This is a genomic window from Allobosea sp. 01N443 (assembly GCF_056399325.1).
The window spans coordinates 1-24367 of sequence record NZ_JBFTRC010000076.1 but is presented as its reverse complement, the minus strand read 5'-3'; the positions used below and the strand labels follow the sequence as shown (position 1 = coordinate 24367).

At 65.9% G+C, this 24367-nt stretch carries 24 protein-coding genes; 13 read left to right on the top strand and 11 right to left on the bottom strand.

Annotated features, from left to right (window positions below):
• The 9 genes from AC1DRP_RS19135 to cysN form a co-directional block, all read left to right on the top strand.
• Positions 1-933, top strand: a 933-nt coding sequence (locus AC1DRP_RS19135) for a xylulokinase (RefSeq protein ID WP_476769278.1), incomplete at its 5' end; no start/stop codon positions are given.
• Between the two features lie 262 nt (positions 934-1195).
• On the top strand, positions 1196-2137 hold the full coding sequence (locus AC1DRP_RS19130) for an ABC transporter permease (protein WP_441507103.1): 942 nt from the start codon (positions 1196-1198) through the stop codon (positions 2135-2137).
• A gap of 47 nt (positions 2138-2184) precedes the next feature.
• A complete protein-coding gene (locus AC1DRP_RS19125) occupies positions 2185-3126 on the top strand; it encodes a sugar ABC transporter substrate-binding protein (protein ID WP_113519288.1) in 942 nt (313 codons plus the stop codon).
• A gap of 65 nt (positions 3127-3191) precedes the next feature.
• Positions 3192-3965 carry an ATP-binding cassette domain-containing protein gene (locus AC1DRP_RS19120; protein ID WP_476769277.1) on the top strand — a complete coding sequence of 258 codons (774 nt, stop codon included), beginning with the start codon at positions 3192-3194 and terminating at the stop codon, positions 3963-3965.
• 1 nt (position 3966) lies between these two features.
• Positions 3967-4893, top strand: a complete 927-nt coding sequence (locus tag AC1DRP_RS19115; protein WP_441507105.1) for a nucleoside hydrolase — start codon at positions 3967-3969, stop codon at positions 4891-4893.
• A 13-nt stretch (positions 4894-4906) separates the two neighbouring features.
• Positions 4907-5425, top strand: coding sequence for a hypothetical protein (locus AC1DRP_RS19110; RefSeq protein WP_441490838.1), 519 nt, complete (start codon positions 4907-4909; stop codon positions 5423-5425).
• 179 nt (positions 5426-5604) lie between these two features.
• Entirely contained in the window at positions 5605-6426 is an 822-nt protein-coding gene (locus AC1DRP_RS19105; RefSeq protein ID WP_476769276.1) for a phosphoadenylyl-sulfate reductase, read from the top strand.
• Positions 6423-7325 (top strand): sulfate adenylyltransferase subunit CysD, encoded by a 903-nt coding sequence (cysD, locus tag AC1DRP_RS19100; RefSeq protein ID WP_441507107.1) that lies wholly within the window; start codon positions 6423-6425, stop codon positions 7323-7325. Before AC1DRP_RS19105 ends, cysD begins: the two co-directional genes overlap by 4 nt.
• Positions 7325-8959, top strand: a complete 1635-nt coding sequence (cysN, locus tag AC1DRP_RS19095; RefSeq protein WP_476769275.1) for a sulfate adenylyltransferase subunit CysN — start codon at positions 7325-7327, stop codon at positions 8957-8959. The genes cysD and cysN overlap by 1 nt, the downstream gene beginning before the upstream one ends.
• 50 nt (positions 8960-9009) lie before the next feature.
• Here the strand turns inward: cysN and AC1DRP_RS19090 are convergent, their stop codons facing one another.
• Genes AC1DRP_RS19090 through AC1DRP_RS19065 form a run of 6 tightly spaced genes read right to left on the bottom strand, consistent with a single transcriptional unit; the run spans position 9010 to position 14432 of the window.
• The gene (locus tag AC1DRP_RS19090) at positions 9010-9417 is read right to left on the bottom strand and encodes a RidA family protein (protein ID WP_441490834.1); all 408 of its coding nucleotides are present in this window, start codon (positions 9415-9417) and stop codon (positions 9010-9012) included.
• 45 nt (positions 9418-9462) lie between these two features.
• A complete protein-coding gene (locus AC1DRP_RS19085) occupies positions 9463-11106 on the bottom strand; it encodes a benzoate-CoA ligase family protein (protein ID WP_441507110.1) in 1644 nt (547 codons plus the stop codon).
• A gap of 1 nt (position 11107) precedes the next feature.
• Positions 11108-12298 carry an acyl-CoA dehydrogenase family protein gene (locus tag AC1DRP_RS19080; RefSeq protein ID WP_476769274.1) on the bottom strand — a complete coding sequence of 397 codons (1191 nt, stop codon included), beginning with the start codon at positions 12296-12298 and terminating at the stop codon, positions 11108-11110.
• A 1-nt stretch (position 12299) separates the two neighbouring features.
• Positions 12300-13133 (bottom strand): enoyl-CoA hydratase family protein, encoded by an 834-nt coding sequence (locus AC1DRP_RS19075; protein ID WP_441507112.1) that lies wholly within the window; start codon positions 13131-13133, stop codon positions 12300-12302.
• A complete protein-coding gene (locus AC1DRP_RS19070) occupies positions 13130-13672 on the bottom strand; it encodes a MarR family winged helix-turn-helix transcriptional regulator (RefSeq protein ID WP_441478049.1) in 543 nt (180 codons plus the stop codon). Before AC1DRP_RS19070 ends, AC1DRP_RS19075 begins: the two co-directional genes overlap by 4 nt.
• A gap of 4 nt (positions 13673-13676) precedes the next feature.
• Positions 13677-14432 (bottom strand): SDR family NAD(P)-dependent oxidoreductase, encoded by a 756-nt coding sequence (locus AC1DRP_RS19065; RefSeq protein WP_441507113.1) that lies wholly within the window; start codon positions 14430-14432, stop codon positions 13677-13679.
• A 222-nt stretch (positions 14433-14654) separates the two neighbouring features.
• Here AC1DRP_RS19065 and AC1DRP_RS19060 point away from each other — a divergent pair, with 222 nt between their 5' ends.
• The 3 genes from AC1DRP_RS19060 to AC1DRP_RS19050 all read left to right on the top strand — a co-directional run bounded on the left by AC1DRP_RS19060 (position 14655) and on the right by AC1DRP_RS19050 (position 19006).
• Positions 14655-16979, top strand: coding sequence for a bifunctional salicylyl-CoA 5-hydroxylase/oxidoreductase (locus tag AC1DRP_RS19060; RefSeq protein WP_476769273.1), 2325 nt, complete (start codon positions 14655-14657; stop codon positions 16977-16979).
• Between the two features lie 72 nt (positions 16980-17051).
• Positions 17052-17807, top strand: a complete 756-nt coding sequence (locus tag AC1DRP_RS19055) for a metallophosphoesterase family protein (RefSeq protein ID WP_441490828.1) — start codon at positions 17052-17054, stop codon at positions 17805-17807.
• Between the two features lie 251 nt (positions 17808-18058).
• Positions 18059-19006: a ring-cleaving dioxygenase gene (locus AC1DRP_RS19050; RefSeq protein ID WP_441507116.1), complete on the top strand. Its 948-nt coding sequence runs from the start codon at positions 18059-18061 to the stop codon at positions 19004-19006.
• Positions 19007-19216: 210 nt separating this feature from the next.
• Here the strand turns inward: AC1DRP_RS19050 and AC1DRP_RS19045 are convergent, their stop codons facing one another.
• Together AC1DRP_RS19045 and AC1DRP_RS19040 are read right to left on the bottom strand one after the other, a co-directional pair.
• Entirely contained in the window at positions 19217-20848 is a 1632-nt protein-coding gene (locus AC1DRP_RS19045) for an AMP-binding protein (protein WP_476769272.1), read from the bottom strand.
• A 147-nt stretch (positions 20849-20995) separates the two neighbouring features.
• A complete protein-coding gene (locus AC1DRP_RS19040) occupies positions 20996-21934 on the bottom strand; it encodes a glycine reductase (protein ID WP_441507118.1) in 939 nt (312 codons plus the stop codon).
• Between the two features lie 152 nt (positions 21935-22086).
• Between AC1DRP_RS19040 and AC1DRP_RS19035 the strand changes: the two genes are divergently transcribed.
• Positions 22087-23022: a helix-turn-helix domain-containing protein gene (locus tag AC1DRP_RS19035; RefSeq protein WP_476769271.1), complete on the top strand. Its 936-nt coding sequence runs from the start codon at positions 22087-22089 to the stop codon at positions 23020-23022.
• A 113-nt stretch (positions 23023-23135) separates the two neighbouring features.
• Here the strand turns inward: AC1DRP_RS19035 and AC1DRP_RS19030 are convergent, their stop codons facing one another.
• The 3 genes from AC1DRP_RS19030 to AC1DRP_RS19020 all read right to left on the bottom strand — a co-directional run.
• Positions 23136-23441, bottom strand: coding sequence for a hypothetical protein (locus AC1DRP_RS19030; protein WP_441490823.1), 306 nt, complete (start codon positions 23439-23441; stop codon positions 23136-23138).
• A 367-nt stretch (positions 23442-23808) separates the two neighbouring features.
• Complete coding sequence (locus AC1DRP_RS19025) at positions 23809-24090, bottom strand: hypothetical protein (protein ID WP_441507120.1); 282 nt, start codon at positions 24088-24090, stop codon at positions 23809-23811.
• A 184-nt stretch (positions 24091-24274) separates the two neighbouring features.
• A partial coding sequence (locus AC1DRP_RS19020; protein ID WP_476769279.1) for a DNA translocase FtsK occupies positions 24275-24367 on the bottom strand: 93 nt, incomplete at its 5' end.

Genomic DNA, 24367 nt, shown 5'->3' with positions numbered 1-24367 from the left:
GGTTCGCTGTTCGACGCTGCCGCCCTGCCGGTGACGCTTCTTCCGCCGCTGCGCCAGCCGGTTTCGATCATGGGCCATGTCCAGCCGGGGCTGGAAGGCGCACTTGGCCATCTTGCCGGCCGGCCCGTGATCGCCATGGCGAACGACACCTGGGCGAGCGTGGTCGGATTGGGCGCCATGCGTCCGGGTTTTGGCTACAACCTGTCCGGGACGACGGAGGTGCTGGGTCTCGTCAATGCACGGGCTGCCTGGGCCGAAGGGCTGATGACGGTAGACTGGGGCGCCGGCCTCACCCAGCTCGGCGGCCCCAGCCAGACAGGGGCCGACACGCTGATCTGGCTGCTCGAGCTGCTCGGTCGCTTCCARGGCGAACCGGCGCAAGCCGGTCGCGAGCTTGGCCGCGTCCTTGCGGAACCGCGCGATGCCGCCCCGGTGATCTTCCTGCCCTATCTCCAGGGCGAACGCGTGCCGTACTGGGACCCGTCACTGCGCGGGGCTCTCGTCGGGCTCAATCGCCGCCACCGCGCGGTTGACCTCGCCTGGGCGGTGATGGAGGGCGTCGGTTTCCTCAATCGTGTCGTGCTGGAGCGTGCCGAGGCAGCGTCAGGCCGGCCGATCGCGGAACTTCGCTTCGGCGGAGGCGGCGCTGCCAATCGCCATTGGTGTCAGATCAAGGCGGATATCCTCGGCCGTCCGGTCGGCGTCGTCGAAGGCGAGGAGCATGGTCTGCTCGGTGCTGCCATCGTCGCCTGGACCGCTCTCGGACGCTTTCCGGATCTCGCCGCAGCGCAGGAAGCGCTTGTCAGACTGGCGCGGGTCTACCAGCCGAACCCGGCCTCACGCGAACCCTATGATCGGCTGTTTGGCCTCTTCCGACAGGCAGAGCAGGCTCTGGCTCCAATCGGGCGTCAGCTCGCCGGTTGGCGCGAGTGAGGGGCCGCACGTGCAGCATGGGCCTGACGTTGCGCAATTGGACGTGGAGAATTCGCTCTCAACCCGTTGCGCCGGCTCGCATTCGCGTTGGCCCCGCACTAGGGTTGAGTTGTTCCATTCGGTACGGCTTCGGCCGGTTCGGATGGAATGCCCGCTCGCCCGCTGTCATGACATGATGCCCCGACACTCGATCCCGTCTCCCCATCAGCCCTTTGCGACGCCCGGAGGCCGCATGGCGCTTCCGTTGCGGGGAACGCACTGAATGCGCACGCTTGTCGAACGGCATGGCACTGCATTGGCGGGGCTCGCCCTGATCGGGTTCTTCGTCGCGTTTGCGCCGAATTTCGCAAGCCCGGGCAATCTCCTGAACATCGCCAAGGACACGAGCTTCCTCGCCATCCTTGCACTCGGCTTTGCGCTCGCCCTGACCATCGCCGAGCTCGATCTGTCGATCGCCGAGGTCGCGAGCCTGGCTGCAGTCGCCGCTGGCTGGTTCATCCAGGCGGGCTATGACCCCGCGATCGCGGTCCTGGCCGCTCTTGCGGTGGGCGCCGGGCTGGGGGCCTTCAACGGTTTCGGCGTCACGGTGCTGAAGGTTCCTTCGCTGATCGTGACGCTCGGCACGGCCGCCATCGCCAAGGGGCTCGCCTTCATGATCACGCAGGGCGTCGCCTTCGTCGGGCGCTGGCCGGCCGGATTCACCGGCCTGGCACGCGGCACGACGCTCGGCCTGCCCAATCTGATCTGGTTCCTGCTTGCGGCGACCGGCATCTCCTATGTGCTGCTGAAATGGACCCGGACCGGCGCCCATATGGCGGCAACCGGCGAGGCTGATGAGGCGGCGCGGCTCGCAGGCATCGCGACCATGCGGATGAAGCGGCTTGGCCTGCTGCTGGCCGGCGTTTTCGCCTCGATCACCGCCGTGCTGCTCGCCGCGAGCCTCTCCTCCGCCGCTCCGAACATGGCCGGCGACTATTTTCTCTACGCCATTGCCGCCGTGCTGCTCGGCATGACGATGTTCGAGCCCGGCAAGCCCAATGTGGCCGGGACGGTCTTTGCCGCGCTTGTGCTCAAGGTTCTTGGCAACGGGCTCGTGCTGATGGGCGCAGCCTATTACGTGCAGGATATCGTGCTTGGCATCATCATCATCGGCTCGGTCGCATTCTCGGCCAGCGTGGTGCGGAAGGCAGCCGTCAAGGTTTGAACGCAACAACGCCGCGCAGCCATCCGCGCGGTCCGGAGGGGGTAGTCATGAAGTTCGTGAAGATGGTTGCAGCCAGCTGTCTGGCGCTGGCCTGGGGCGTCGGCAGCGCCTCCGCATTCGAGCTCGGCGTCATCGGCTTCCAGTTCACCTCGGAGACGCATGCGCGCGTTGCAAATGCGGCTGCGGCTGCGGCCAAGGCCAAGGGCTGGAACGTCACCCTGCTGAATTCCGAAGGCGCGCTGCCGAAGCACGCCGAGCAGTTCGAGGCGCTGATCGCCAAGAAGGTCGACGCCATCATCGTCGCCATGGGCAAGCCGGTCGAGGCGGAAGCCCAGTTCAAGGCCGCGAAGGACAAGGGCATCCCGGTCATCACAGTCCAGTCCGGCGCCGGGCCGTACTCGCTGTTCGACATCCAGACCAATGAATACAAGGTCGGTGCGGACGCAGCCCTCTATCTGCTCGGGCAGATGGGCTACACCGGCAACCTGATGTCGGTGCGTTTCGACGGCAATATCGCCTCACGCATTCGCGGCAAGGTGCTCGACGTCGTCCTGTCCGAGAACACCGCGGTCAAGGAAGTCGGAAAGCACGGCATGGCGCGCACCCAAAGCTGGCGCGACGATGTTCGCAGCGGCGTGCAGGCGCTGCTCCTGCGCAATCAGGGCAAGATCAACGGTATCTGGGCCTCCTTTGACGGTCAGGCCTACATCATCGACGATCTGCTCAAGGCCCAGGGCGTCAAGAAGGGCGAAATTCCGCTCGTTTCCGTCGATGGCGGCGCCGAAACCTATCGTCGCATTGCCGACCCGGACAGCACCTTCCTCGCGACCGTCACCGTTCCCTTCGAGGAAATGGGCGTGAAGGCTGTCGAGGCTGTCGAGGCCATCGCCGTGAAGAAGCAGCCGGTGAGCGCCATCACGACCGGCCCCTATCTCTTCATGGACGCGGTCGTCGTCGACAAGAACAACGTCAAGGACTTCCTGAAATAGGGCGCCCCTCGTCCGGGCCGGCCTTTGCAGCCGGCCCGTTTGCGCGCCCTCCGGAGAGCATGCGGATGACAGAAAAGGCGGCCTCGGAGCCCATCTTCGCGATGCGCTCGGTCGGCAAGAATTACGGCGCCGTCCAGGCACTGAGCGGCATCGATCTCGACGTCCATGCCGGCGAGGTCCTGGCGATCTGCGGCGACAACGGCGCCGGCAAATCGACGCTGATCAAGATCATGTCGGGCGCCGAGGCGCCGACCGCCGGCACCATTCGCCTGCGTGGCCGCGAGGTGCATTTCCGCTCGCCGCATGACGCGCTCGAGCAGGGCGTGGCGACGATCTACCAGGAGCTTGCCCTCGCGCCGCGCCTGTCGATCGYCGCAAATGTCTTCATGGGGGCCGAGCTGACGCGCCCGCTCGTGCTGCCTTTCCTGCGCGTGCTCGACAAGGCGCGGATGGCGGACGAGGCGAGAGGCTACCTGCGCCGGCTGTCGGTGCAGATCGAGGACATGACGCGCCCGGTCGAGCGGCTCTCCGGCGGACAGCGTCAGGCCGTGGCGATCTCGCGGGCGCTTCGCTGGAACGCCGAGGTCATCATCATGGATGAGCCGACGGCTGCGCTCGGCGTCAAAGAAACCGCGCAAGTGCTTGATCTTGTACGCCATCTCAAGGCGGAGGGGCGCACTGTCCTGCTGATCAGCCACAACATGCGCGACGTGGTCGCGCTGGCGAGCCGGGTCGTGATCCTGCGCAGCGGCCGCAAGCTGCATGACCTGCCGATCGGCGATCTCACCCCCGACGATCTCAGCCATCTGATCATGTCCGCCCCGGCGCTGGCGGCCTGAGATGGCACGGCCGATCATCATCGACACCGATCCCGGGCAGGATGACGCTGTTGCCCTGCTGCTCGCCTTTGCGCAGCCTGACGAACTCGACATTCGGCTGGTCAGCACGGTCGCGGGCAATGTCGGGATCGACCTGACCACCGCCAACGCGCTGCGCGTCCGCGATCTGGCGGCGCGCCCCGATGTGCCCGTACAAGCAGGCATGGCGCGGCCGATGCTGGAGCCGCTCGAGACGGCGGAATTCGTCTCCGGACCCGACGGCCTGAGCGGCGCCGGGCTGCCGGCCGCCGCCTCGTCGGCGGCTCCCGGCCATGCCGTCCAGGGGATCGTCGAGGTCCTGCGCGCAGCCACAGACGGCAGCATCACGATCTGCGCGCTCGGGCCGCTGACCAATGTCGCGATGGCCTTGCGGCTTGCCCCGGAACTTGCGCCCAAACTGCGCGAGATCGTGGTGATGGGCGGGGCCATGGGCCTCGGCAACATGACGCCGGCAGCCGAGTTCAATTTCTATGTCGATCCGCATGCCGCGGCGGTCGTCCTCGGGGCGGGCGTTCCTGTCACGCTGTTTGGCCTGCATGCGACGCATCAGGCCATCGCCTCGTCGGCGGCCATGGCGCGGTTGGACGGGCTCGGCACCCGCACCGGGCGAGCGGTCCACGGCATGCTGACGCGTCCGCGCCCAGGGGGCCTGGGCACGGCGGCCCACCCCATGCACGACCCCTGCGTCATCGCCTGGCTGCTCTGGCCCGAGCTGTTCAAGGGCCGTGATTGCCATGTCGAGATCGAGCTCGCCGGCAATGTCCGGGGCCGCTCGACCATCGACTGGAACGGCCGGACGAAGCGCCCGGCAAACGCCTTCGTCGTCAACGAGGTCGATGCCGACCGCCTGTTCGAGCGCATGATCGATGCGCTCGCCCGCCTGCCTTGAGGATTGCTGGATCATGACCCATCCGGTCGACGAGTGTCTCGCCGAGGCCGAGGCCGCGATTGCGCGCATGAAGGAGGCCGCGATCGCCGCGCGTCACCAGCACGCGCGTGCCGAGCTGATGCGCCATATGCGGACCACGGCCCGCAAGGTCGTCTCGCGCCCGCTCGATGAGGCGGTCGCACTCGTCTCGCATGAATGGATGAAAGCCTGGAGCCTCGATGCAAGCGCCTATCCCGAACTGGCCCATGACATCACTGCCTTCACCGCTGCCTTCTGCGCCGATGCGCGCGAGAGCACGGAGCAGACGCAGGCTGCGATCCGGGATGCCGTTGCCGCGCTGGAAACAGGCTTCCGGGCCATCGGCACGAGCCTGAGCGACCAGATGGCGTTCCGCTCCGAATGCGCCCATGGCTGGTGGCAAAGCGTCGTGGCGCTGCCGGCCGAATTGCGGGCCACTGAGCGCCGCAGCATTCCGCGCGCCGGCGAGGATGCGCCCTTCTGGAGCGCCGGCGCCCAGCCGCATTGCGGCTGAGGCCTCACTCTCCCCGCGTCGGGGACGGCAGTCGCGCCCGGCTGCCTGCCTCGGCGAAAGGTTCTTCTCTTCATTTTGTGAAATAAGAAAAACCACACTACCTCAAGTGAATTGCCCCGGTGGGCGTTCGGGTATAGCTGAATTGTTCGATTTACAGAACAATACAGGCGGCCAAGACCATGGCCAGAGACCCCATCGATACGGGCCTTTCCGCCCAACAAGGCGCACCGGCTGAGGCAATTGACTTGCCCGAGCGCGCTGCTGACCTCGTTCGCGCGTTCGGCAAGTCGGATGCGCGCGACCGTCTCATCGGACTGCGTCAGGCGGTTTCGGGACGGATCGTCTTTACCACCAGCTTCGGCCTYGAGGATCAGGTCCTCATCCATCTGATTGCTCGTGCCGGGCTTCCCATCGAGATCGTCACCCTCGACACCGGCAGGCTCTTTCCGGAGGTCTACAGCCTCTGGCAGGAGACTGAGCGTAACTATGGCGTGGTGATCCGCCCCTTCTACCCGCGCCATGACGCGATCGAACTTTTTGTCCGCCAAAACGGCATCAACGGCTTTTATGCTTCCCGCGACGCCCGCAAATCCTGCTGCGACATCCGCAAGGTCGAGCCACTGGGCCGGGCCCTGGACGGGGCGGAGATCTGGATCACCGGCTTGCGCTCCGACCAGTCGGCCGCGCGCGGCGGCGTCGCGCTCGCGGAGGCCGAAACGGAGCGCAGCCTGATCAAGTTCAACCCCTTGCTCGACTGGTCGCGCGAGGTCGCGCTGAGTTTCTCCAAGGCTGAAGGAATCCCGCTCAATCCTTTGCACGACAAAGGCTTTATCTCGATCGGCTGCCAGCCCTGCACTCGTGCGATCGCGCCGGGCGAGCCGGAGCGGGCCGGGCGCTGGTGGTGGGAAGACGACGCGGCCAAGGAATGCGGCCTGCATGTCGGGCCGGACGGGAATCTGGTCCGGGCCAAGGCTGCCACTGCGGCGGAGGCGCGACCATGATCCAGCTCAGCCATCTGCAGAAGCTCGAAGCCGAGGCGATCTTCATCATTCGCGAGGTTGTGGCGACCTGCGACAAGCCGGTGCTGCTCTATTCGATCGGCAAGGATTCCGCCGTTCTGCTGCATCTCGCCCTGAAGGCGTTCTATCCGGCGAAGCCGCCATTCCCGTTGCTCCATGTCGATACGACCTGGAAGTTCCGTGAGATGATCTCCTTCCGGAACGAGACGGCGGAGCGGCTCGGGCTCGATCTGATCGTCCATGTCAACCAGGACGGGGTCAGGGCCGGCATCGGGCCCTTCGCCTCAGGCTCGCGCGTCCATACCGACGTGATGAAGACGCAAGGGCTGAAGCAGGCACTCGACCTGCACAAGTTCGATGTCGCCTTCGGCGGCGCGCGGCGCGACGAGGAGAAGAGCCGCGCCAAGGAGAGGATCTTCTCGCTGCGCAGCGCCGAGCATCGCTGGGATCCGAAGAACCAGCGCCCGGAGCCCTGGCAGCTCTTCAACACCCGCAAGCACAAGGGCGAGAGCTTTCGCGTCTTCCCGCTCTCCAATTGGACCGAGCGCGATGTCTGGGACTACATCGCACTCGAGAACATACCGGTCGTACCGCTCTACTTCGCTGCCCCGCGTCCGGTCGTGCACCGCGACGGAGCCTGGATCATGCGCGACGACGACCGCATGGAACTCGCGCTCGGAGAGGTCGTCGAGACCCGCATGGTCCGCTTCCGGACGCTCGGCTGCTACCCGCTGACCGGCGCAGTCGAGAGCGAAGCCGCAAGCCTCACCGACATCATCGCCGAGATGCGCTCATCGCGCGCCTCCGAGCGCCAGGGCCGTGTCATCGACCATGACGGCGCCGGCTCGATGGAACAGAAGAAGCAGGAAGGGTACTTCTGATGGCTGTCGCCGCCGAGAAGAAGCGCCCGGGCGCCACGGCTCCACTCCCTGYGAACGATTCCTCCGGACTGAGCGAAACCGCCCAGCATTCGCTGCTGCGCTTCATCACCTGCGGCTCGGTCGATGACGGCAAGTCGACGCTGATCGGACGCGTGCTCTATGAGGCCGGCGCGGTCTTCGACGACCAGCTCAGCGCCCTCGACGCCGATTCCCGCAAATTCGGCACGCAAGGTGCGGAGCCCGACTTCGCGCTGCTGGTCGACGGGCTCTCGGCCGAGCGCGAGCAGGGCATCACCATCGATGTCGCATATCGCTATTTCGCGACGGAGAAGCGCAGCTTCATCGTCGCCGATACGCCGGGCCACGAGCAATATACCCGCAACATGGCGACCGGCGCCTCGACCGCCGATCTCGCCATCATCCTGATCGACGCCCGCAAAGGCCTGCTGCCGCAGACGCGGCGCCACTCCTTCATCGTCTCGCTGGTCGGCGTCCGCCACGTCGTGGTTGCGATCAACAAGATGGACCTCGTCGGTTACGACGAGGCAATCTTCGACCGGATCGCTGCGGATTATCGCGCGGCCGTGAAGAACCTCGGCTTCAGGTCGATCGACATCATCCCGGTTTCGGCGCGGGACGGCGAGAATGTGATGCGCCCCTCAACCACGATGCCCTGGCATAAGGGACCGGCGCTGCTGCCTCTGCTGGAGGCCATCGTCGTCGAACAGGAGACGCGCGACGAGGCCGGCTTCGTCCTGCCCGTGCAATGGGTGAACCGGCCCGATCTGGATTTCCGTGGCTATGCCGGCACAGCGGCCCGCGGCCGTGCCCGCGTCGGCGATGCCGTCACGGTGCTGCCGTCCGGGCGCAGCAGCACGATCGCGCGGCTGATTACCCCGTCAGGCGAAGCCAGCAACGCGGCGGCGGGGCAGGCCGTCACCCTGACCCTGGCTGACGAGGTCGACATTTCGCGCGGCGACGTCATCGCTTCCGCGGCGAGCCCGGTTCCCGTCCGGCGCGAGCTCCGGGCGCGGCTGCTCTGGACTGGCGAGCGCGCCATGCTGGAGGGCGGTCAGTTCGTGCTGAAGCTCGCGACCCAGGCCGTGAACGCCACGATCGGCGCGCTGGATCACAGCATCGACATCGAGGGCTTCAAGCCGGTGCCGGCGCAGGTCCTGCGCATGAACGGGATCGGCCTGGTGACGCTGCGGCTCGACCGGCCGCTGGCCACCTTGCCCTATCAGGAGAGCCGGGATCTCGGCGGCTTTATCCTGATCGATCGGATCAGCAACGAAACGGTCGCCTTTGGTTTCGTGGTCGCCGAGCCGGGCGCGGGACGAAGCCTGAACCCGGCGGAGGCGCTCTGTACGGCCGACCGCCTGCGACAGGCGCGCAACCGCCTGATCGGCGCTCCCGGCACGCCGGATCGGCGGCTCTGGTGGAGCGCCGTGAGTTGGCGCCTGCTCAGCACGGCAGGACTGTTCGGAGCAGCCCTTGCACTGACCGGCCGGCCCGGCGTCTCGGGTGTCCTCGCGCTCGGCGACTTCGCCCTGCGCCCGACCTTGCGCGGCCTTCACGCCCGGCTGTGGCAGAGGCACCCATCAGCCGCGCTTCAGGACGGCGCCGGCATCTGATCGATCGAGATCGTTTCGCCGGATGCACGATGGCGTGGGTCGCGGCGTCCTCAGCCCGCGACCACCGCCGTCGCCTCGATCTCGATCAGCGCCTGCGGCTCGACCAGCGCGACGACCTGAACGACCGCCATCGCCGGAAAATGCCGGCCCAGGGTCTCGCGATAGATCGGCCCCATATCCTTCAGGCTGGCGCGATAGGCCTCGATGTCCGTGACATACCAGGTCAGCCGCACGATATCCTCGATGCGACCGCCGCCGGCCTCGACCACAGCCTTGATATTGGCGAGGGTCTGACGGAGCTGCGGCAGAAACCCCTCGGCGAAGACGCCGTGCTCGTTCCAGCCGACGAGGCCACCGGTCACGATCACACGGCCTTCGGCGACCATGCCGTTGGCATAGCCGCGCGGCACCGGCCAGCCCTCGGGCAGGATTGCGCGTGATGCTGGAAGGTTCGACATGGCGGAGCCTCGGTCTTCGGCCGTTTCGGCCTGTTCTTGGGGGAATCAGGTCTCGGTGAGCGCCAACTGACGCAGTGCGAAACGCTGGAGCTTGCCGGTCGGCGTCTTCGGCAGAGCCGGAACGAACGCGATGGCGCGCGGGTATTTATAGGGCGCGATACCCGCCTTCACATGCTCCTGCAATGCCTTGGCCAGGGCCGTATCGCCGCGAATGCCCTCGCGCAGCACGACATAGGCCTTGACGATCTGGCCGCGGTCCGGACAGGGCGCGCCCACCACGCCGCACTCGGCGACATCGGGATGGGCGAGCAGGCAGGCTTCGACCTCCGGCCCGGCAATGTTGTAGCCGGCAGAGATGATCATGTCGTCCGAACGGGCCTGGTACCAGAAATAGCCGTCCGCATCGCGCAGATAGGTATCGCCGGTGATGTTCCAGCCGTCCTGCGCATATTTCGCCTGCCTGGGATCGGCGAGATAGCGGCAGCCGGTCGGTCCGCGCACGGCGAGGCGTCCGGGCGTGCCATCGGGCAGGGGATTGCCGGCCTCGTCGACGATCCGCGCCTCGTAGCCTGGCACGGGCAGGCCGGTGGCGCCCGGCCTTATCGCCTCGCGCGGCGCGGAAATGAAGATATGCAGCATTTCGGTGGCGCCGATGCCGTCCATCAGCGGCAGCCCCGTCCGCTTCAGCCAGGCTTCGAAGGTCGCCTTGGGCAGGGATTCCCCGGCCGAGACGCAGATGCGCAGGGAAGAGATATCGCGGCCGTCGAGCTTGTCGAGCATGGCGCGATAGGCCGTCGGCGCCGTGAAGCAGACGCTCGCCTTGTGGCGCTCGATTGCTGTGACGAGATCGGCGGGGGCGGCCTTGTCGGGCAGCACCATCGCGGCACCGATCCGCATCGGGAACAGCACGAGTCCGCCGAGCCCGAAGGTGAAGGCGAGCGGCGGCGAGCCGATGAAGCGGTCTTCCGGTGCCGCCTTCAGCACGCGCGCTCCATAGGTGTCGCAAATGGCGAGCAGATCCTGGTGGAAATGCATGGTGCCCTTCGGCTCGCCAGTGGTGCCCGACGTGAAGCCGATCAGGCAGACATCATCGCGGGCGGTATCGGCGGCGGTGGCGTTCTCATAGCCCGCGCGCGCCATTAGCGCTTCGAGATCGGTCGGCGTGCCTCCGCCCCAGGTCACGATGCGCGGGAGTTCGGGTGTCTGTGTCTGGGCGGTCCGGAGATCATCGATCAGGCGGTGATCGCACAGGGCCAATGTGATCTTCGCCTTGCGGATGGGGTAGGCGAGTTCGCCGGCGCGCAGCATCGGCATGGTCGCGACCGCGACGCCGCCCGCCTTCAGCACGGCGAGATAGGCCGCGACCATCATCGGCGTATTGGCGGCCCGCAGCAGCACACGGTTGCCCGGCCGCATCCCGAGATCGCGGGTCAGCACATTGGCGATGCGGTTCACGCGCTGGGCGAGTTCGGCGTAGGTCCAGACCTCGCGGTCCGAGATGATGGCGATGCGTTCGCCATGCCCCTCGCTGACATGACGATCGAGCAGTTCGGTCGCGACATTGAGCCGCTCGGGATAGGCGAGGCCGGCATCTGTGACCTTGAGGTCGGGCCAGCTGTCGCGCGGTGGCAGATTGTCCCGCGCGAAACTGTCCAGATGTCCTGACCGCACGAACTCCGCCTGCGCCATCTCAGCCTCCGCTCATGGCATGCGCCTTCAGGAGATCGCGCGCGATGACGACCTTCTGAACCTCGCTGGCGCCCTCATAGATTCTGAGCGCCCTGATCTCGCGATAGAGCTCCTCGACCTTGACGCCCCTGGTCACGCCGAGCCCGCCATGGATCTGGACGGCGCGGTCGATCACGCGCTGGGCGTTCTCGGTTGCGACGAGCTTGGCGAGCGCAGCTTCGCGCGTGACGCGCGGCGCACCCTTGTCCTTCGTCCAGGCCGCCCGATAGACCAGCAGGGCTGCGGCATCGACCTCGGCCGCGCTGTCCGCGATCGCGGCCTGCGAGAGTTGGAGATCGCCGAGCGTTCCGCCAAAGAGCTTCCTGCCATTGGCGTGCGACACGGTCTCGTGCAGCGCGCGCCGGGCGAAGCCGAGCGCCGCGGCACCAACCGTCGAGCGAAAGATGTCGAGCGTCGCCATCGCGACCTTGAATCCGTCGCCGGGCCCTCCGATCCGGTTGCCGACCGGGACACGGCAGGAATCGAAGCGGAGCGTGGCGAGCGGGTGCGGCGCAATCACATCGATGCGCTCTGCGATACTCAGGCCGGGCGTATCGGCCTCGACCAGGAAGGCCGAGAGACCGCGCGCGCCGGGCGCCTCGCCCGTCCGTACGAAGACGACATAGTGGTCCGCGATGCCGCCATTCGAGATCCAGGTCTTCTCGCCGTCGATGCGGACATGGCCGTTGCCGTCGGGCGCGGCCGTCGTCGCCATGGCGGCGACATCCGAGCCTGCTTCCTTCTCGGAGAGGGCAAAGGCTGCAATGCGCCTGCCGTCGCGGATGCCTGGCAGGATGCGGGCTTTCATAACCTCCGAACCGGCAAGGGAGATCGAACCGGTGCCAAGCCCCTGCATGGCGAAGGCGAAATCCGCGAGTCCGTCACGTGCAGCAAGAATCTCGCGGGAGAGGCAAAGCGTGCGAACATCCAGCGCCTCGCCGAGCCCGCCATACGCTGCCGGCACGACCGCTCTCAGAAAGCCGGCCTCGCCAAGCGCCTTCACCCGCGCCCGGCAGGCGGCATCGACATCGTCATGGGGCAGGCCGGGCAGAGTGGCATCGGCCCACTCTGCGAGATCCCTGGCAAAGGCGCGATGACGATCCTCGAAGAACGGCCAGTCGAGCGTATCGCCGAGAATGCCGGTCCCGATCATCTCAGTTCCCCTCGAAGACCGGCTTCTGCTTGGCGGCGAAGGCGTGATAGGCGCGGGCGAAATCCTCGGTCTGCATGCAGAGCGCCTGCGCCACGGCTTCGGCCTCGATCGCCGCCTCGACCGACATCGCCCACTCCATCTCGAGCATGCGCTTGGTCATCGCGTTGGCGAAGGTCGGCCCGTCCGCCAATTCGCCGGCGAGCGCCTGCGCCTCGCCGAGCATCGCTTCCTTGCCGACGAGCCGGTTGAGGAAGCCCCAGCGCTCGGCTTCCTCGCCCTTGAGCACACGGCCGGTATAGAGCAGCTCAGCCGCGCGGCCCTGGCCGATGATGCGCGGCAGCATCGCGCAGGCGCCCATGTCGCAGCCGGCAAGGCCGACGCGGTTGAACAGGAAGGCGATCTTGGTCTCGGGCGTGCCGAAGCGGATATCCGAGGCCATCGCCATGATCGCACCCGCGCCGGCGCAGATGCCGTCGATTGCCGCGATCACCGGCTGCGGGCAGCCGCGTATCGCCTTGACCAGATCTCCGGTCATGCGGGTGAACTTGAGCAGATCCTTGGTGTCCATCGCGACCAGCGGTCCGATGATCTCGAAGACGTCGCCGCCGGAGGAGAAATTACCGCCGGCTCCGGTGATCACGATCGCCTTGACCTCTTCCTCCTTCTGCGCGGCGAGGAAGAAATCGGTGAGCTCGCGGTAGCTCTCGAAGGTAAGCGGGTTCTTCTTGTCCGGCCGGTTCAGCGTCACTGTCGCGACCTTGCCGGCAACGCCTAAACCGAAATGCGCCGGCTTGAAACCGGCGAGCGGCAAGATGGTGGCGTTGGCGATGCTCATGCGTTCTCTCCCCGGCCCGCCGCTTCATCGGCGCGGCGCTTGATGGCCTGGTGCAGAGAGGCCTTGGTCTGTCCGAGCAGGCGGAAGAGCTGGACGATCTCGGGCTGGTCGAGGCCGGCGAAGAGCTCGGCGATCCAGCCTTCATGCCGCTCCGCCATGGCGCGAAAACTCTTGCGGCCCTGCGCCGTCAGCGTCAGCACCTGGACGCGCCGATCCTGAGCGGCCGGGCGCTTGTCGACCAACCCGTCGGCCAGCAGGCCGGCGACGACGGCGGTGACATTGCCGTTCGACACCATCAGTCGCTGCGAGACCTCGCCGACCGTCATGCCCGTCGTCGATTTGTCGAGCTGCGCCATCAGGTCGAAGCGCGGCAGCGTCGTCTTGAATTCCTCGCGCAGGCGATTGCGGATCTCGGTCTCGATCAGGGTCGAGCAGGTCAGCATCCTGAGCCAGAGCCTGAGCTCGTCCTTGTGATCGCCGGGACGCTCGCTTGCCTTGGTCTCACGGTCGAGAATGAGGCCGGGGGAGGGTGTTTCCATCGCTCTAGAACTCCCCGCCATTGATCAGGATCGACTGGCCGGTAATCCCGGCACTGGAGGGACCGCAGAGGTAGAGCACGGCTGCCGCGACCTCTTCCGGAGCGATCAGCCGGCCCTGGGGGTTGCCCTTGACCAGCTCCGCCAGCGCCTGCTCGCCCGGCTTTCCGGTTTTGGCTGTGATCGCCTCGATGCTGTCTGCCACCATGCCGGTATCGGTATAGCCGGGGCAGATCGCATTCACCGTGACGCCGGATCGGGCGGCCTCCAGCGCCAGCGAGCGTGTCAGCCCGATGACCGCATGCTTGGCCGCGACATAGGCCGAGACATAGGGATAGCCCCGGTGCCCGGCGGTAGAGGCGATCGCGATCAGCCGCCCCTCGCGGCGCTCGGTCATGCCGGGCAGGGCCGCCCGGAAGGCATTGACCGTGCCGATCAGGTTCAACTCGAACATCCGCCGGAAACGCTCGGCGTCGCTTTTCAGGAACGGCCCGGTCTCGACGCCGCCTGCATTGGCAACGACGATATCCAGCGGCCGTTCTCTGGAGAGAGTCCCGATCGCCGCCGCGACGGCTGCCTCATTGGTGACATCGGCGAGCGCGAAGCTGTCGGCATCGCCCTCGGCAATGGCGCTCTGCAGGGTCGCCGCGCTGCGGCCGATGATCGAGACATGCGCACCGGCCGCCTTGAGAGCGCCGGCAACAGCCCGGCCGATGCCACGCCCGCCGCCCGTCACCAGAGCATGTCGTCCCGCCAGGTCCATGACGCCGAGCCTCCTCATGCCGAGCAATATATTTTAGGTCTGAAGCAATTTGCAAGCGAGGCTTGGAACGAGCGCATGATCGTGAATTGCGCGCCGCAATCGCCGGATACGTATAGGATTGGACATGCTCCCGCCTTCCGCGCGGAAGCCACGGCGATCCCCCTTGAGGAAAAAATATTTCAGGCTTAAAATAATATCCGTCACAGCCGGGGAGGATGGGTGATGCGCATTGCGGTCGTCGGGGGCGGTCCTGCCGGACTCTATTTCGCGCTGCTGATGAAACGTGACTGGCCGGCGCTGGACGTCACGGTCTTCGAGCGCAACCAGCCTGACGACACGTTCGGATTCGGCGTCGTCTTTTCCGACCAGACGCTCGATACCTTCAAGGCGGCCGACCCCGAAAGCTACGGCGCGATCGTCGACAATTTCGCCTACTGGGACGATATCGAGATCCGCTTCAAGGACACGCTCCATCGTGTCTCCGGCAACGGCTTTTGCGGCTGCTCGCGCCGCTCGCTGCTGATGCTGGTGCAGGAGCGCTGCCGAGAACTCGGCGTCACGCTGAAATTCGGAACGGAAGCCGATGATATCGAAGCGCTGAAGCGCAATTTCGATCTCGTGGTCGCGGCCGACGGCATCAACAGCCGCATCCGCGAAGGCTGGCGGGAACGCTTCCGGCCACAGGTCGATCTCAGGCCGAACAAGTTCACCTGGATGGGCTCGACCCGGCCCTTCGACGCCTTCACCTTCTTCTTCAAGGAAACCGAGCACGGGCTCTTCATTGCCCATTGCTACCAGTACGAGGCCGGGCGCTCGACATGGGTGCTGGAGACGGACCCCGAGACCTTTGCGAAGGCTGGCCTGGAGGGCATGGACGAAGCCGCCTCGGCCGCCTTCCTCGAAGGCGTCTTCGCGGAGGAGCTGCAAGGTCACCGGCTGATCACCAATCGCTCGCTCTGGCGCAATTTCCCGATGATCCGCTGCGAGAACTGGGTCTCGGACAATGTCGTGCTGATCGGAGACGCCAAGGCGACGGCGCATTTCTCGATCGGCTCCGGCACCAAGCTGGCAATGGAGGACGCGATTGCGCTGCATCGTGCCTTCGGCAAGGCGAAGCTCGACGTCTCCACCGCCCTGTCGCTCTACGAACGGACCCGGCGCGAAGAGGTCGAGAAGACGCAGCACGCGGCGGATGTCTCGCTGGTCTGGTTCGAGCAACTGCGTCGCTTCTGGGATTTCGATCCGTTGCGCTTTGCCTTCGGTCTGATGACGCGCTCGAAGGCGATCACCTATGACAATCTCGCTCTGCGCGCGCCCGCCTTCGCCRCTGCCATCGACACGCTGGTGGCTGACGAAGTCGGCCCTGCAGCGCGGCGCAAGCGCGACGGCTCCCCCGTGGCACCCGCATTCCAGCCATTCCGGCTCCGCGAGATGCAGGTCGAGAATCGCATGGTGCTCTCGCCCATGTGCCAGTATTCTGCGCTAGAGGGCCTGCCGACGGACTGGCACCTGATGCATTACGGCTCGCGGGCCATCGGCGGTCCGGGCTTGATCGTTAGCGAGATGACCTGCGTCGCCCCCGACGCCCGCATCACGCCCGGTTGCACCGGTCTCTACAGCGACGAGCAGGAGGCGGCCTGGACACGCATCGTCGACTTCGTTCACGCGAACTCGGCCGCGAAGTTTTGCCTTCAGCTCGGGCATGCCGGCCGCAAGGGCGCGACCAGGCTGATGTGGGAAGGGATGGACCGGCCGCTTCCCGCAGGGGCCTGGCCGATCATCTCGGCCTCGCCTCTGCCCTATTATCCCGAGAGCCAGGTGCCGCGCGAGATGACGCGCGCCGACATGGATCGCGTGCGCTCCGAGTTCGTCGCCGCGGCCGAGCGCGGCGAGCGGGCAGGCTTCGACATGTTGGAGCTGCACTGCGCCCATGGCTATCTGCTGGCGAGCTTCCTCTCGCCGCTGACGAACCACAGGACGGACGCCTATGGCGGCTCGCTCGAGAACCGCCTGCGCTACCCGCTCGAGGTGTTTCGGGCGCTGCGCGAGGCCTGGCCGCGGGAGAAGCCGATGTCCGTTCGTATTTCGGCGACGGACTGGAAGGAAGGCGGCCTGTCGCCTGAGGATTCCGTCGCCATTGCGGCCGCCTTTGCCGGGGAAGGCTGTGACCTCGTCGATGTTTCCACCGGGCAGACCGTCAATGACAGCCGGCCGATTTATGGCCGCATGTTCCAGACGCCGTATTCCGACCGCATCCGCAACGAGGCGCGCATCGCCACCATGTGCGTCGGCAACATCACGACGGCCGATCAGGTGAACACGATCATTGCCTCCGGTCGCGCCGATCTCGTGGCGCTCGGGCGCCCGCATCTGGCGGACCCGTCCTTCGTGCTGCGCGCTGCGGCCTGGTATGGCGTCGATACCCCGCAACCCGTGCAGTACCAGCCCGGCAAGGACCAGCTCATGCGCAACACGCCGCGCGAGCGCGAGGATCTGACCGAGCTCAAGCTCAAGGCCAAGCCGGGGCGGCACGCGGACGCACATTAGCCATTCGCCCTTGCCGCGCGCGAAACGACGGGCGACAAGGCCCGGCGATCAGATACCGCCGGAGCCAAGCCCATGGATGCCGCCAACCCGCCGCTCGCCGGCCGCCAGCCGGCAATACCTGACGGCCTGCGCATCTATGCGGTGGGCGACGTCCATGGCCGCCTCGATCTGCTGCGCGAGATCGAGGCCCAGATCGAAGCGGATGCCCGTTCAGCCTCAGGCAAGCGCGTCATCCAGGTCATGCTTGGCGACTATATCGACCGCGGTCCCGACTCCTCTGGCGTGATCGCTCATCTCATCGACAAGCGGCGTGAACGTGAGCTCGTCACGCTGCGCGGCAATCATGAGGACTACACGCTCGGCATTCGCCATGCGCCCGATCTCGTGTTGCGCTGGTGCCGGTTTGGCGGCGTCGAGACGCTGGCATCCTACGGCATCGACGTGGCCGAGTTCGACGAGGTCGAGGAAGATCTGGCGTGCCGTCAGATCGTGCAGCGTTTCTTCGCAGCGCAACCGGCCGACCACGCCGCATTCATCGCGCAGGCGCCCCTGAACTGGCGCTGCGGTGACTATCTCTTCGTGCATGCCGGCATCCGCCCGGGCATTCCGCTCGGCGAGCAATCCGAGCAAGACATGCTCTGGATCCGGCACGAATTTCTCGACAGCGAAGAGGATTTCGGTTTCGTCGTGGTTCACGGGCATACGCCGACGACTGCGCCCGTCATCCGCCCGAACCGGATCGGTATCGACACACGCGCCTATGAAACGGGGCAGCTAACCTGCGTGGTGCTCGAAGGCACCGGCCGGCGAATCCTGACGACGGGCTGAGCCGGATCGCAACCCGGAACCTCGCCGGCCACCATTCGTTCGAGAACCAATGGCCCCGGCTCGTGCCGGACCTGTATCGTGGGAATGACGGGGCAACCCGCCTGACCCACTCACAGGGACAGGCAGAGTCCAGATCATTGCATTTTCGCAACGTCGTCGTGGCAACACGTGATCTGTTGTTGCATTCGAAAGCGGTTATCTCTGCTGCGAACACTGGCCAACGGGCCAAGGAAGCGATCAGGAGGTCACCTATGAAGCTCACGGGCATCCATCACGTCACCGCAATCTCGGCCAACGCGCCGCAGAACCGGCGCTTCTATGTCGAGACGCTCGGCATGCGCATGGTCAAGAAAACGGTCAATCAGGACGACACCTCGGCCTATCATCTGTTCTACGCCGACGGCGCCGGCTCGCCCGGCACCGATCTGACCTTTTTCGACTGGCCGGCTCCTCCGGCCAAGCGCGGCACCCATTCGATTACCCGCACCGCCCTGCGCGTCGGTGACGAGACGTCGCTGGACTGGTGGCGCGAGCGGCTGACGGCGGCTGGCGTCGCGGTTTCGGATATCCGCGCCATCAATGGCCGCGCCGCGATTGATTTCGAGGATCCGGAAGGCCAGCGCCTGACGCTGATCGCCGATGGCGGTGCGATTCCCTTCGTGGCCTGGGACAGGAGTTCCGTGCCGACAGAACATCAGATCCGTGGCCTCGGCCCGGTGACGATTTCCGTGCCGAAGCTGGAGCGGACCGAGCTCGTGCTGGGCAAGCTGCTCGGCCTCGAGCGCATTGCGGACTATCGCGACGCGGCTCATGCGACCGGCGACATCCACGTCTTCAAGGTCGGCGATGGCGGGCCGGCGGCGGAGCTGCATGTCGCGGTCGAGCCCGACCTGCCGCAGGCACGCGAAGGGGCGGGCGGTGTCCACCATCTCGCGCTGCGGACGCCGACCTTCGGCGAGTACGATGAGTGGGCGGAGCGCCTGCGCGCGACCGGCTATCCCAATAGCGGACCGGTCGATCGCTTCTATTTCCGTTCGCTCTATCTGCGTGAGCCAAATGGAATCCTGATCGAGATCGCCAGCGATGGTCCCGGCTTCGCAACCGATGAGCCGGCCGAAACGATGGGCGAAAAGCTCGCGCTGCCGCCGTTCCTGGAACCGAAGCGCCGGCAGATCGAGGCCAATCTGAAGCCGCTCTAAAGCATCGGCCCGAAAAGTGGATTGCGGTTTTCGGGGCAAAGCCGATGCAAAGACAACGGGTTAGATCATCGGACTGGATACGATATCCGGTCCGATGAACTGGAGGCATCGGCCCGAGACTGGATTGTGGTTCTCGGGCAAGCGGTGCCCACACGAAAGGCGAGATCATCGGATCGGTATCCGGTCCGATGATCCAACGCACCGAGCGGCTCAGCCGAGCCGCTCGGCTCTGATGCGGATCCCGGCGGCGTCACGGTCGAATGTATCGGCCGTGACGCCTTCGCTGCGCAGAACATGCTTCTGCAGCTTGCCACTCGCCGTCTTTGGAAGTTCGTCTACGATGCGGATGAAGCGCGGCACCATGTAATGCGCGATGCGCTCCGCCAGGAAGCTCACAAGCTCGGTCTGGTCGAGTGCGCCGCCTGCAATCGGGGTGACGACGGCCAGGACCTCATCCTCGCCATGCTCGCTCGGCACCGCGACGGCAACCGCCTCGCGAACCCCGGGATGGGCCAGGATCTCGCTCTCCAGTTCAAAGGAGGAAATGTTCTCGCCACGCCGGCGGATCACGTCCTTGAGCCGGTCGACGAAGAAGAAGCGCCCATCCGGCATCTGGCGAAAGGCGTCGCCAGTGTGGAACCAGCCATTGCGCATCGCCGCGACCGTCGCCTCGGCATTCCCATAGTAGCCTTTCATCAGCGCCCACGGCCGGTGCGAGCGAACCAGCAATTCGCCGACCTCGCCCCTTGGCATTTCGCAGTCATGAGCATCAGCGACCCGCAATTCGAACCAGGGTCGCGGCAAGCCTGCCAGGCCTTGCTCTGAAATGCCGGGGCCGGCACTGAGCGGACTGGCTATCTCCGTCATGTTGTAGACGGTGTGCAGATCGACGCCGAAGCGCTCGCGGAACGAGACGGCGTCCTCGCCGAAGGGCACGATGAAGGCCTTCTTCAGGGGGTGTTCCCGGTCGGACGCACTGGCCGGCTGCTTCAGCAGGAACGTCGCCATGACGCCGAGCAGCAAGACCAGAGTGCTGCCGGTACCGCGAACGGCATCCCAGAAATCGGCGGTGCGGAACTCGCGGACCATGCCGATCGATCCGCCGCAGGCGAGCATCGCATAGACATAGAGCGTCGAGCCGCAATGGAAGATCGGGCCGCAGACCAGGCAGCAATCCTCGGGGCCGATGCAGTCGAATGCGTCAGGCCCCATCGTGTAGAGCTGGACATAGGACGACACCACGCCCTTGGCATTGCCGGTCGTGCCGGAGGTGTACATGATCGCCTGGGTGTCCCAGGGCTCGATCGCACGCTCCAGCGCCAGGGTATCGTCCGCAACCACGGCGGGGAGCTCGAACGGGGCGACGGTGACGCCTGCGAGCTGCGGCTCCCGTTGCTCGCTCTCGCCGACCAGCAGAACCTGCCGCRGCTTGCCGGGATTGACCTCCGCCAACCTTGGTACCAGCGCCCGATGGCCGACCATCAACGCCGCGTCAGCATCGTCGAGCACATATTCGAGCGGGCGGCCGCGCGCGGCAGTGTTCAGCGGGACATAGACGGCGCCGAGAAAGTTGATCGCGAACCAGGTCGCCAGCAGGTCGGGGCCATTGCCCATCCAGCACAGCACATGGTCGCCCTGCTTCACGCCGGCCGCGGCAAGGGCGGCAGCGTGCAAACGCACCTGTCGCAGCGTTTCGCCATAGCTCCAGGTCGCGCCGGGCCAGAACTGGACGAAGCGCCGATCCGGATTTGTCCTGGCCTGGCGCTCGAGCATGTGGCGCAGCACGCACGCGTCGCTCCCGGGCACGTTCGCGGCATCTGCCAAATCCTTGCCAACCGTCATCAGCCGCGCTCCTCCAAGGCATCGCTCTGATCCGGCCCAGGGGCAGGGCGGCGATTTCTGGCGAAAGCCTGCGGCAGATCCGGCGGTATCGTCAATTGCGAGCGGCGCTCTGCGGCGTTGCCGCTGCTTCACGCCAGAGCGGAGGCTTCAACCCGGCGCCTGTTCACGGATTGCCCTGGCGGTCTCCTTCTGTATGTCGAAGGCGGCCCGTCGCTGCCGGATCTCATCGGGCGAAAGACGTTCGATATTGCAATAGTGCAACTTCCAGTCCGGGGTGGAACTCCAGATCAAKGGGGACTGCACCGTGGTCCGTGGCGCCGGTGCCCGCTCCAGGGTGGCCAGAGCCAGATCGAGCGTGACGTCCTGGGAGCTGCGGTCGTTCGGTCGCCCCGCGGAATTGCCGAGCGGAAAATCCGAAAACAGGAAGCGCGGCACACCGACATATTCGACGATGTCCTTGGCGCAACCCATGACAACGGTCGCGATGCCATTCTCCTCCAGCGCCCTGGCGGCGAGACTGACGCTCTGATGGCAGACGGGGCAATTCGGCACCAGAATCGCTGCATCGACCGCATCCGCCCTGCAGCGGGCGACGATCTCCGGGCAATCGACCTCGAGCGTCACGCGGTGGCTGCGATTGGTCGGCAAGCCATGGAAGCGCGGTGCAATCGAGCCGAGCCGCCCTGAGATCGCCGCCTGGCGCAATGCGGCCAGCGGGAAATAGCTCCCGAGATCTTCGGCGGTCGTATGCGTGCGGTCGATCGCGACATGGGCGATGCGCAGGTCGTGCTCCTCGCCGCTATCGGCGGAATAGACGGAATAGAACTTGGCTGCAGCGTTGTAGGGCGCTCCCGGCCCCTGATCGCCCTTGTCCGGTTGGTAGGGGGCAGCCGTCGTGATGATCGTCACCCGGCACTCAGAAAGAGGCCTCGCCAAAGCCTGAAACGGCACCGCGGCGTAATGCGCCCATGCGTAGGGCTGACCATATCCCAGCGCCTGATAGTAGGTGCTAACGCGCTGAAGATAGGGGATCGGCGCATCATGGGCGGGCGCAAACCCAAATATGTCGCTGCGTTCGCCGACCATCGCGGGCGCTCCTGTTCCTGCCGCGGCGCGGCATGGGCCGCACGGTAGAGCAGCGTCGCGAGGCGCTGCAATGCGCGGATACCCGGAATTGGTCGGCCGCCAGTTCCGGCAGCGCTTGACCCTCCATCCGGTGGAGACCCTAGGACGACGCCATGAAGGAAGAACGGCACACGATTGGCGAGCTTGGAAAGCTCAGCGGCGTCTCGGTCAGGCGGATTCGGTTCTATTCGGACAGCGGATTGCTGCCGCCGGCGACGCGAACTTTCAGCAACTACCGTGTGTATTCCGCGGAGGATGTCGCGCGTCTCGATCTGATCCGGGCGCTGCGCGATATCGGGCTGGGCCTCGCAGTCATCCGAAAGTTCCTGTCGAGGCGGCTTTCGCTGACGGACGTTCTGACCATGCGCCTTCGCGCGCTGGAGGCGGAGATCGCCTCGCAGCGCCGTGTCGCCGCCGTCCTGCGCGCGACCTTGAAGTCGCCAGACCCCACCGAAACCGATCTCAGGAGATTATGGACCGTGACGACCCTTTCCAATGCCCAGTTCCGCCTGCTGGTCGAGCGCTTCTACGACGAGGTCGCCGGAGGCGCGCAGATGGACGATGCCTGGAAGCGCCAGATGATCGAGGCCAGCACACCCGAGCTCCCGGACGATCCGACGCCCGCGCAGATCGATGCCTGGGCCGAGCTTACGGTGATCATCACCGATGAAAGCTACATGGCCGAGATGCGGGCGAATGCTGGGGCCATGTCGACCGCTGAGTTCGACCCCGCCGCCTATGCCGAAGCCGCGAACCGGACCCTCGCCAAGGTTCGCGCCGCGATGGACGACAGCGCAAAACCGGATTCCGCAAGCGGTGCCGCGATCGCGCGGGAATGGCTTGAAGACTCAGCCCGCGCAATGAACCGCGCTCCCGATCGGGCTTTCCTGGACTGGCATCTCGATCAGTATCGGAAACACCACGCCCGTTCGATCCGCTATCAGCAACTGCTCGCCATCTTGCGCGGCGACGATGCAGGAGGCCCGGCCGGCTCCGAATGGCACTGGATCAATGAAGCGATGAGGCCGCTTCTGGCTCAACCGGAGTGAGATCCGGGACGCGGGGGGCGCCATGCCAGGCATCGGCGGCGCCCGTTCGGAAGGAGAGGTCGCCACCGCTTGGGATCCCGCGCGATGGCATCTGCCTCAGGAGCTTTGCGATATCATTGCGATGTCGCCTTGCGGAACCGAATGGCCCCGAAGATGTGGTCGAGCTCTCTGGTGAAGCTCGTGCTGAAGATAACCGAGTCGGCTTCATTGCGCGGCACCGCCATCGACAGCAAGGTCTCCCTCACTTGCTCGCAATGGGCCCGGAGTTCCGCGAGGGTGACATGGGCCTCTTCTACGGAATCGGCTCCCAGCAGCGCCACCTGTCCGAGGATCACGATCACGGCTGCCTCCAGCGCGGTGATGCTCGCAAGCAGAGCGGTATTCCGTGCCGGGCCGTAAGGATCGACTGCATATCCCATGACGCGTTCCTCCCTCCACTCAAGTTCCGCCCAACGATAGGTTCGGCCACCTGACGAAGCTCCCCGGTTTCAATTGCTGGAGTGATGCCCGTCGCGTGTCCGTCTTCGGAAAGGTCTGCGCAGCGAAGTTCAGCGGGCTCCTGGCGGGAACCTCAGGCGCCGTTTTACCCGACAATTCGGCTCGCAAACCTGACATGACGTGTCAGCCTAATGTCAGCTTCAGCGTCGTAGGGTTGCGGGTTGCCGGGCCGAGATGCATGTCCGCTCGCCCCAGACGTGGAACGGCCGCTCAGACTGTCTTCCGCGCAAGGGATGGGAAAGACGAAGGTGCGCGCGGCCTTGCCGTGCGCGGGGACTTCGCTCCTGCCTAGTCATACATCCCGCTCTTGCAGCGATAGCCGACGAAGCAGCTCGCTGTGTCGCGGCTCGGAACCCAGGCGGGATCGGCATATTCATCGAGTTCGCAGAAACTGCGGTCGCGCACGAAGCGGTCATAGGTGTAGCCACCGGTACCGAGCACGATGGCGCCGTTGGCAATGACATCGTGCCGGCTGGCACTGCAGGGCCTGTTGACGGTGGAGGGCCGGGGCTGAGCCAACGCAAGATCCGCGGCCAACATCAGCATCAATGACAGAACGGCTCGGTTCATCGTCGCCTCCGGTGCGAGCGAAGCTACGGCCGCATAGTAACCGCATCGGTTGCGCAACATACCAGTCTTCGCTTGCCGCGCCGAACGGGCGAGGGGTCTGCGTTCCCAACCGGCAGCAGACGAGGTCGGTCACGCACGTCGCTGCCAGCGCGGCAGCGACGTCTCCGCCCGCTGGAGATGGAGATCAAGGCGACGCGCTGGCCTCGACGAGGATTTCTCGCTTGCCGGCGTGGTTGGCGGGGCCGACGATGCCCTCGTTCTCCATGCGCTCCATGAT

Excerpts from the sequence above, each read along its gene's own strand:
- AC1DRP_RS19130 (WP_441507103.1), top strand. The coding sequence starts at position 1,196 with ATGCGCACGCTTGTCGAACGGCATGGCACTGCATTGGCGGGGCTCGCC.
- AC1DRP_RS19125 (WP_113519288.1), top strand. The coding sequence starts at position 2,185 with ATGAAGTTCGTGAAGATGGTTGCAGCCAGCTGTCTGGCGCTGGCCTGG.
- AC1DRP_RS19115 (WP_441507105.1), top strand. The coding sequence starts at position 3,967 with ATGGCACGGCCGATCATCATCGACACCGATCCCGGGCAGGATGACGCT.
- AC1DRP_RS19110 (WP_441490838.1), top strand. The coding sequence starts at position 4,907 with ATGACCCATCCGGTCGACGAGTGTCTCGCCGAGGCCGAGGCCGCGATT.
- cysD (WP_441507107.1), top strand. The coding sequence starts at position 6,423 with ATGATCCAGCTCAGCCATCTGCAGAAGCTCGAAGCCGAGGCGATCTTC.
- AC1DRP_RS19090 (WP_441490834.1), bottom strand. The coding sequence starts at position 9,417 with ATGTCGAACCTTCCAGCATCACGCGCAATCCTGCCCGAGGGCTGGCCG.
- AC1DRP_RS19085 (WP_441507110.1), bottom strand. The coding sequence starts at position 11,106 with ATGGCGCAGGCGGAGTTCGTGCGGTCAGGACATCTGGACAGTTTCGCG.
- AC1DRP_RS19080 (WP_476769274.1), bottom strand. The coding sequence starts at position 12,298 with ATGATCGGGACCGGCATTCTCGGCGATACGCTCGACTGGCCGTTCTTC.
- AC1DRP_RS19075 (WP_441507112.1), bottom strand. The coding sequence starts at position 13,133 with ATGAGCATCGCCAACGCCACCATCTTGCCGCTCGCCGGTTTCAAGCCG.
- AC1DRP_RS19070 (WP_441478049.1), bottom strand. The coding sequence starts at position 13,672 with ATGGAAACACCCTCCCCCGGCCTCATTCTCGACCGTGAGACCAAGGCA.
- AC1DRP_RS19065 (WP_441507113.1), bottom strand. The coding sequence starts at position 14,432 with ATGGACCTGGCGGGACGACATGCTCTGGTGACGGGCGGCGGGCGTGGC.
- AC1DRP_RS19055 (WP_441490828.1), top strand. The coding sequence starts at position 17,052 with ATGGATGCCGCCAACCCGCCGCTCGCCGGCCGCCAGCCGGCAATACCT.
- AC1DRP_RS19050 (WP_441507116.1), top strand. The coding sequence starts at position 18,059 with ATGAAGCTCACGGGCATCCATCACGTCACCGCAATCTCGGCCAACGCG.
- AC1DRP_RS19035 (WP_476769271.1), top strand. The coding sequence starts at position 22,087 with ATGAAGGAAGAACGGCACACGATTGGCGAGCTTGGAAAGCTCAGCGGC.
- AC1DRP_RS19030 (WP_441490823.1), bottom strand. The coding sequence starts at position 23,441 with ATGGGATATGCAGTCGATCCTTACGGCCCGGCACGGAATACCGCTCTG.
- AC1DRP_RS19025 (WP_441507120.1), bottom strand. The coding sequence starts at position 24,090 with ATGAACCGAGCCGTTCTGTCATTGATGCTGATGTTGGCCGCGGATCTT.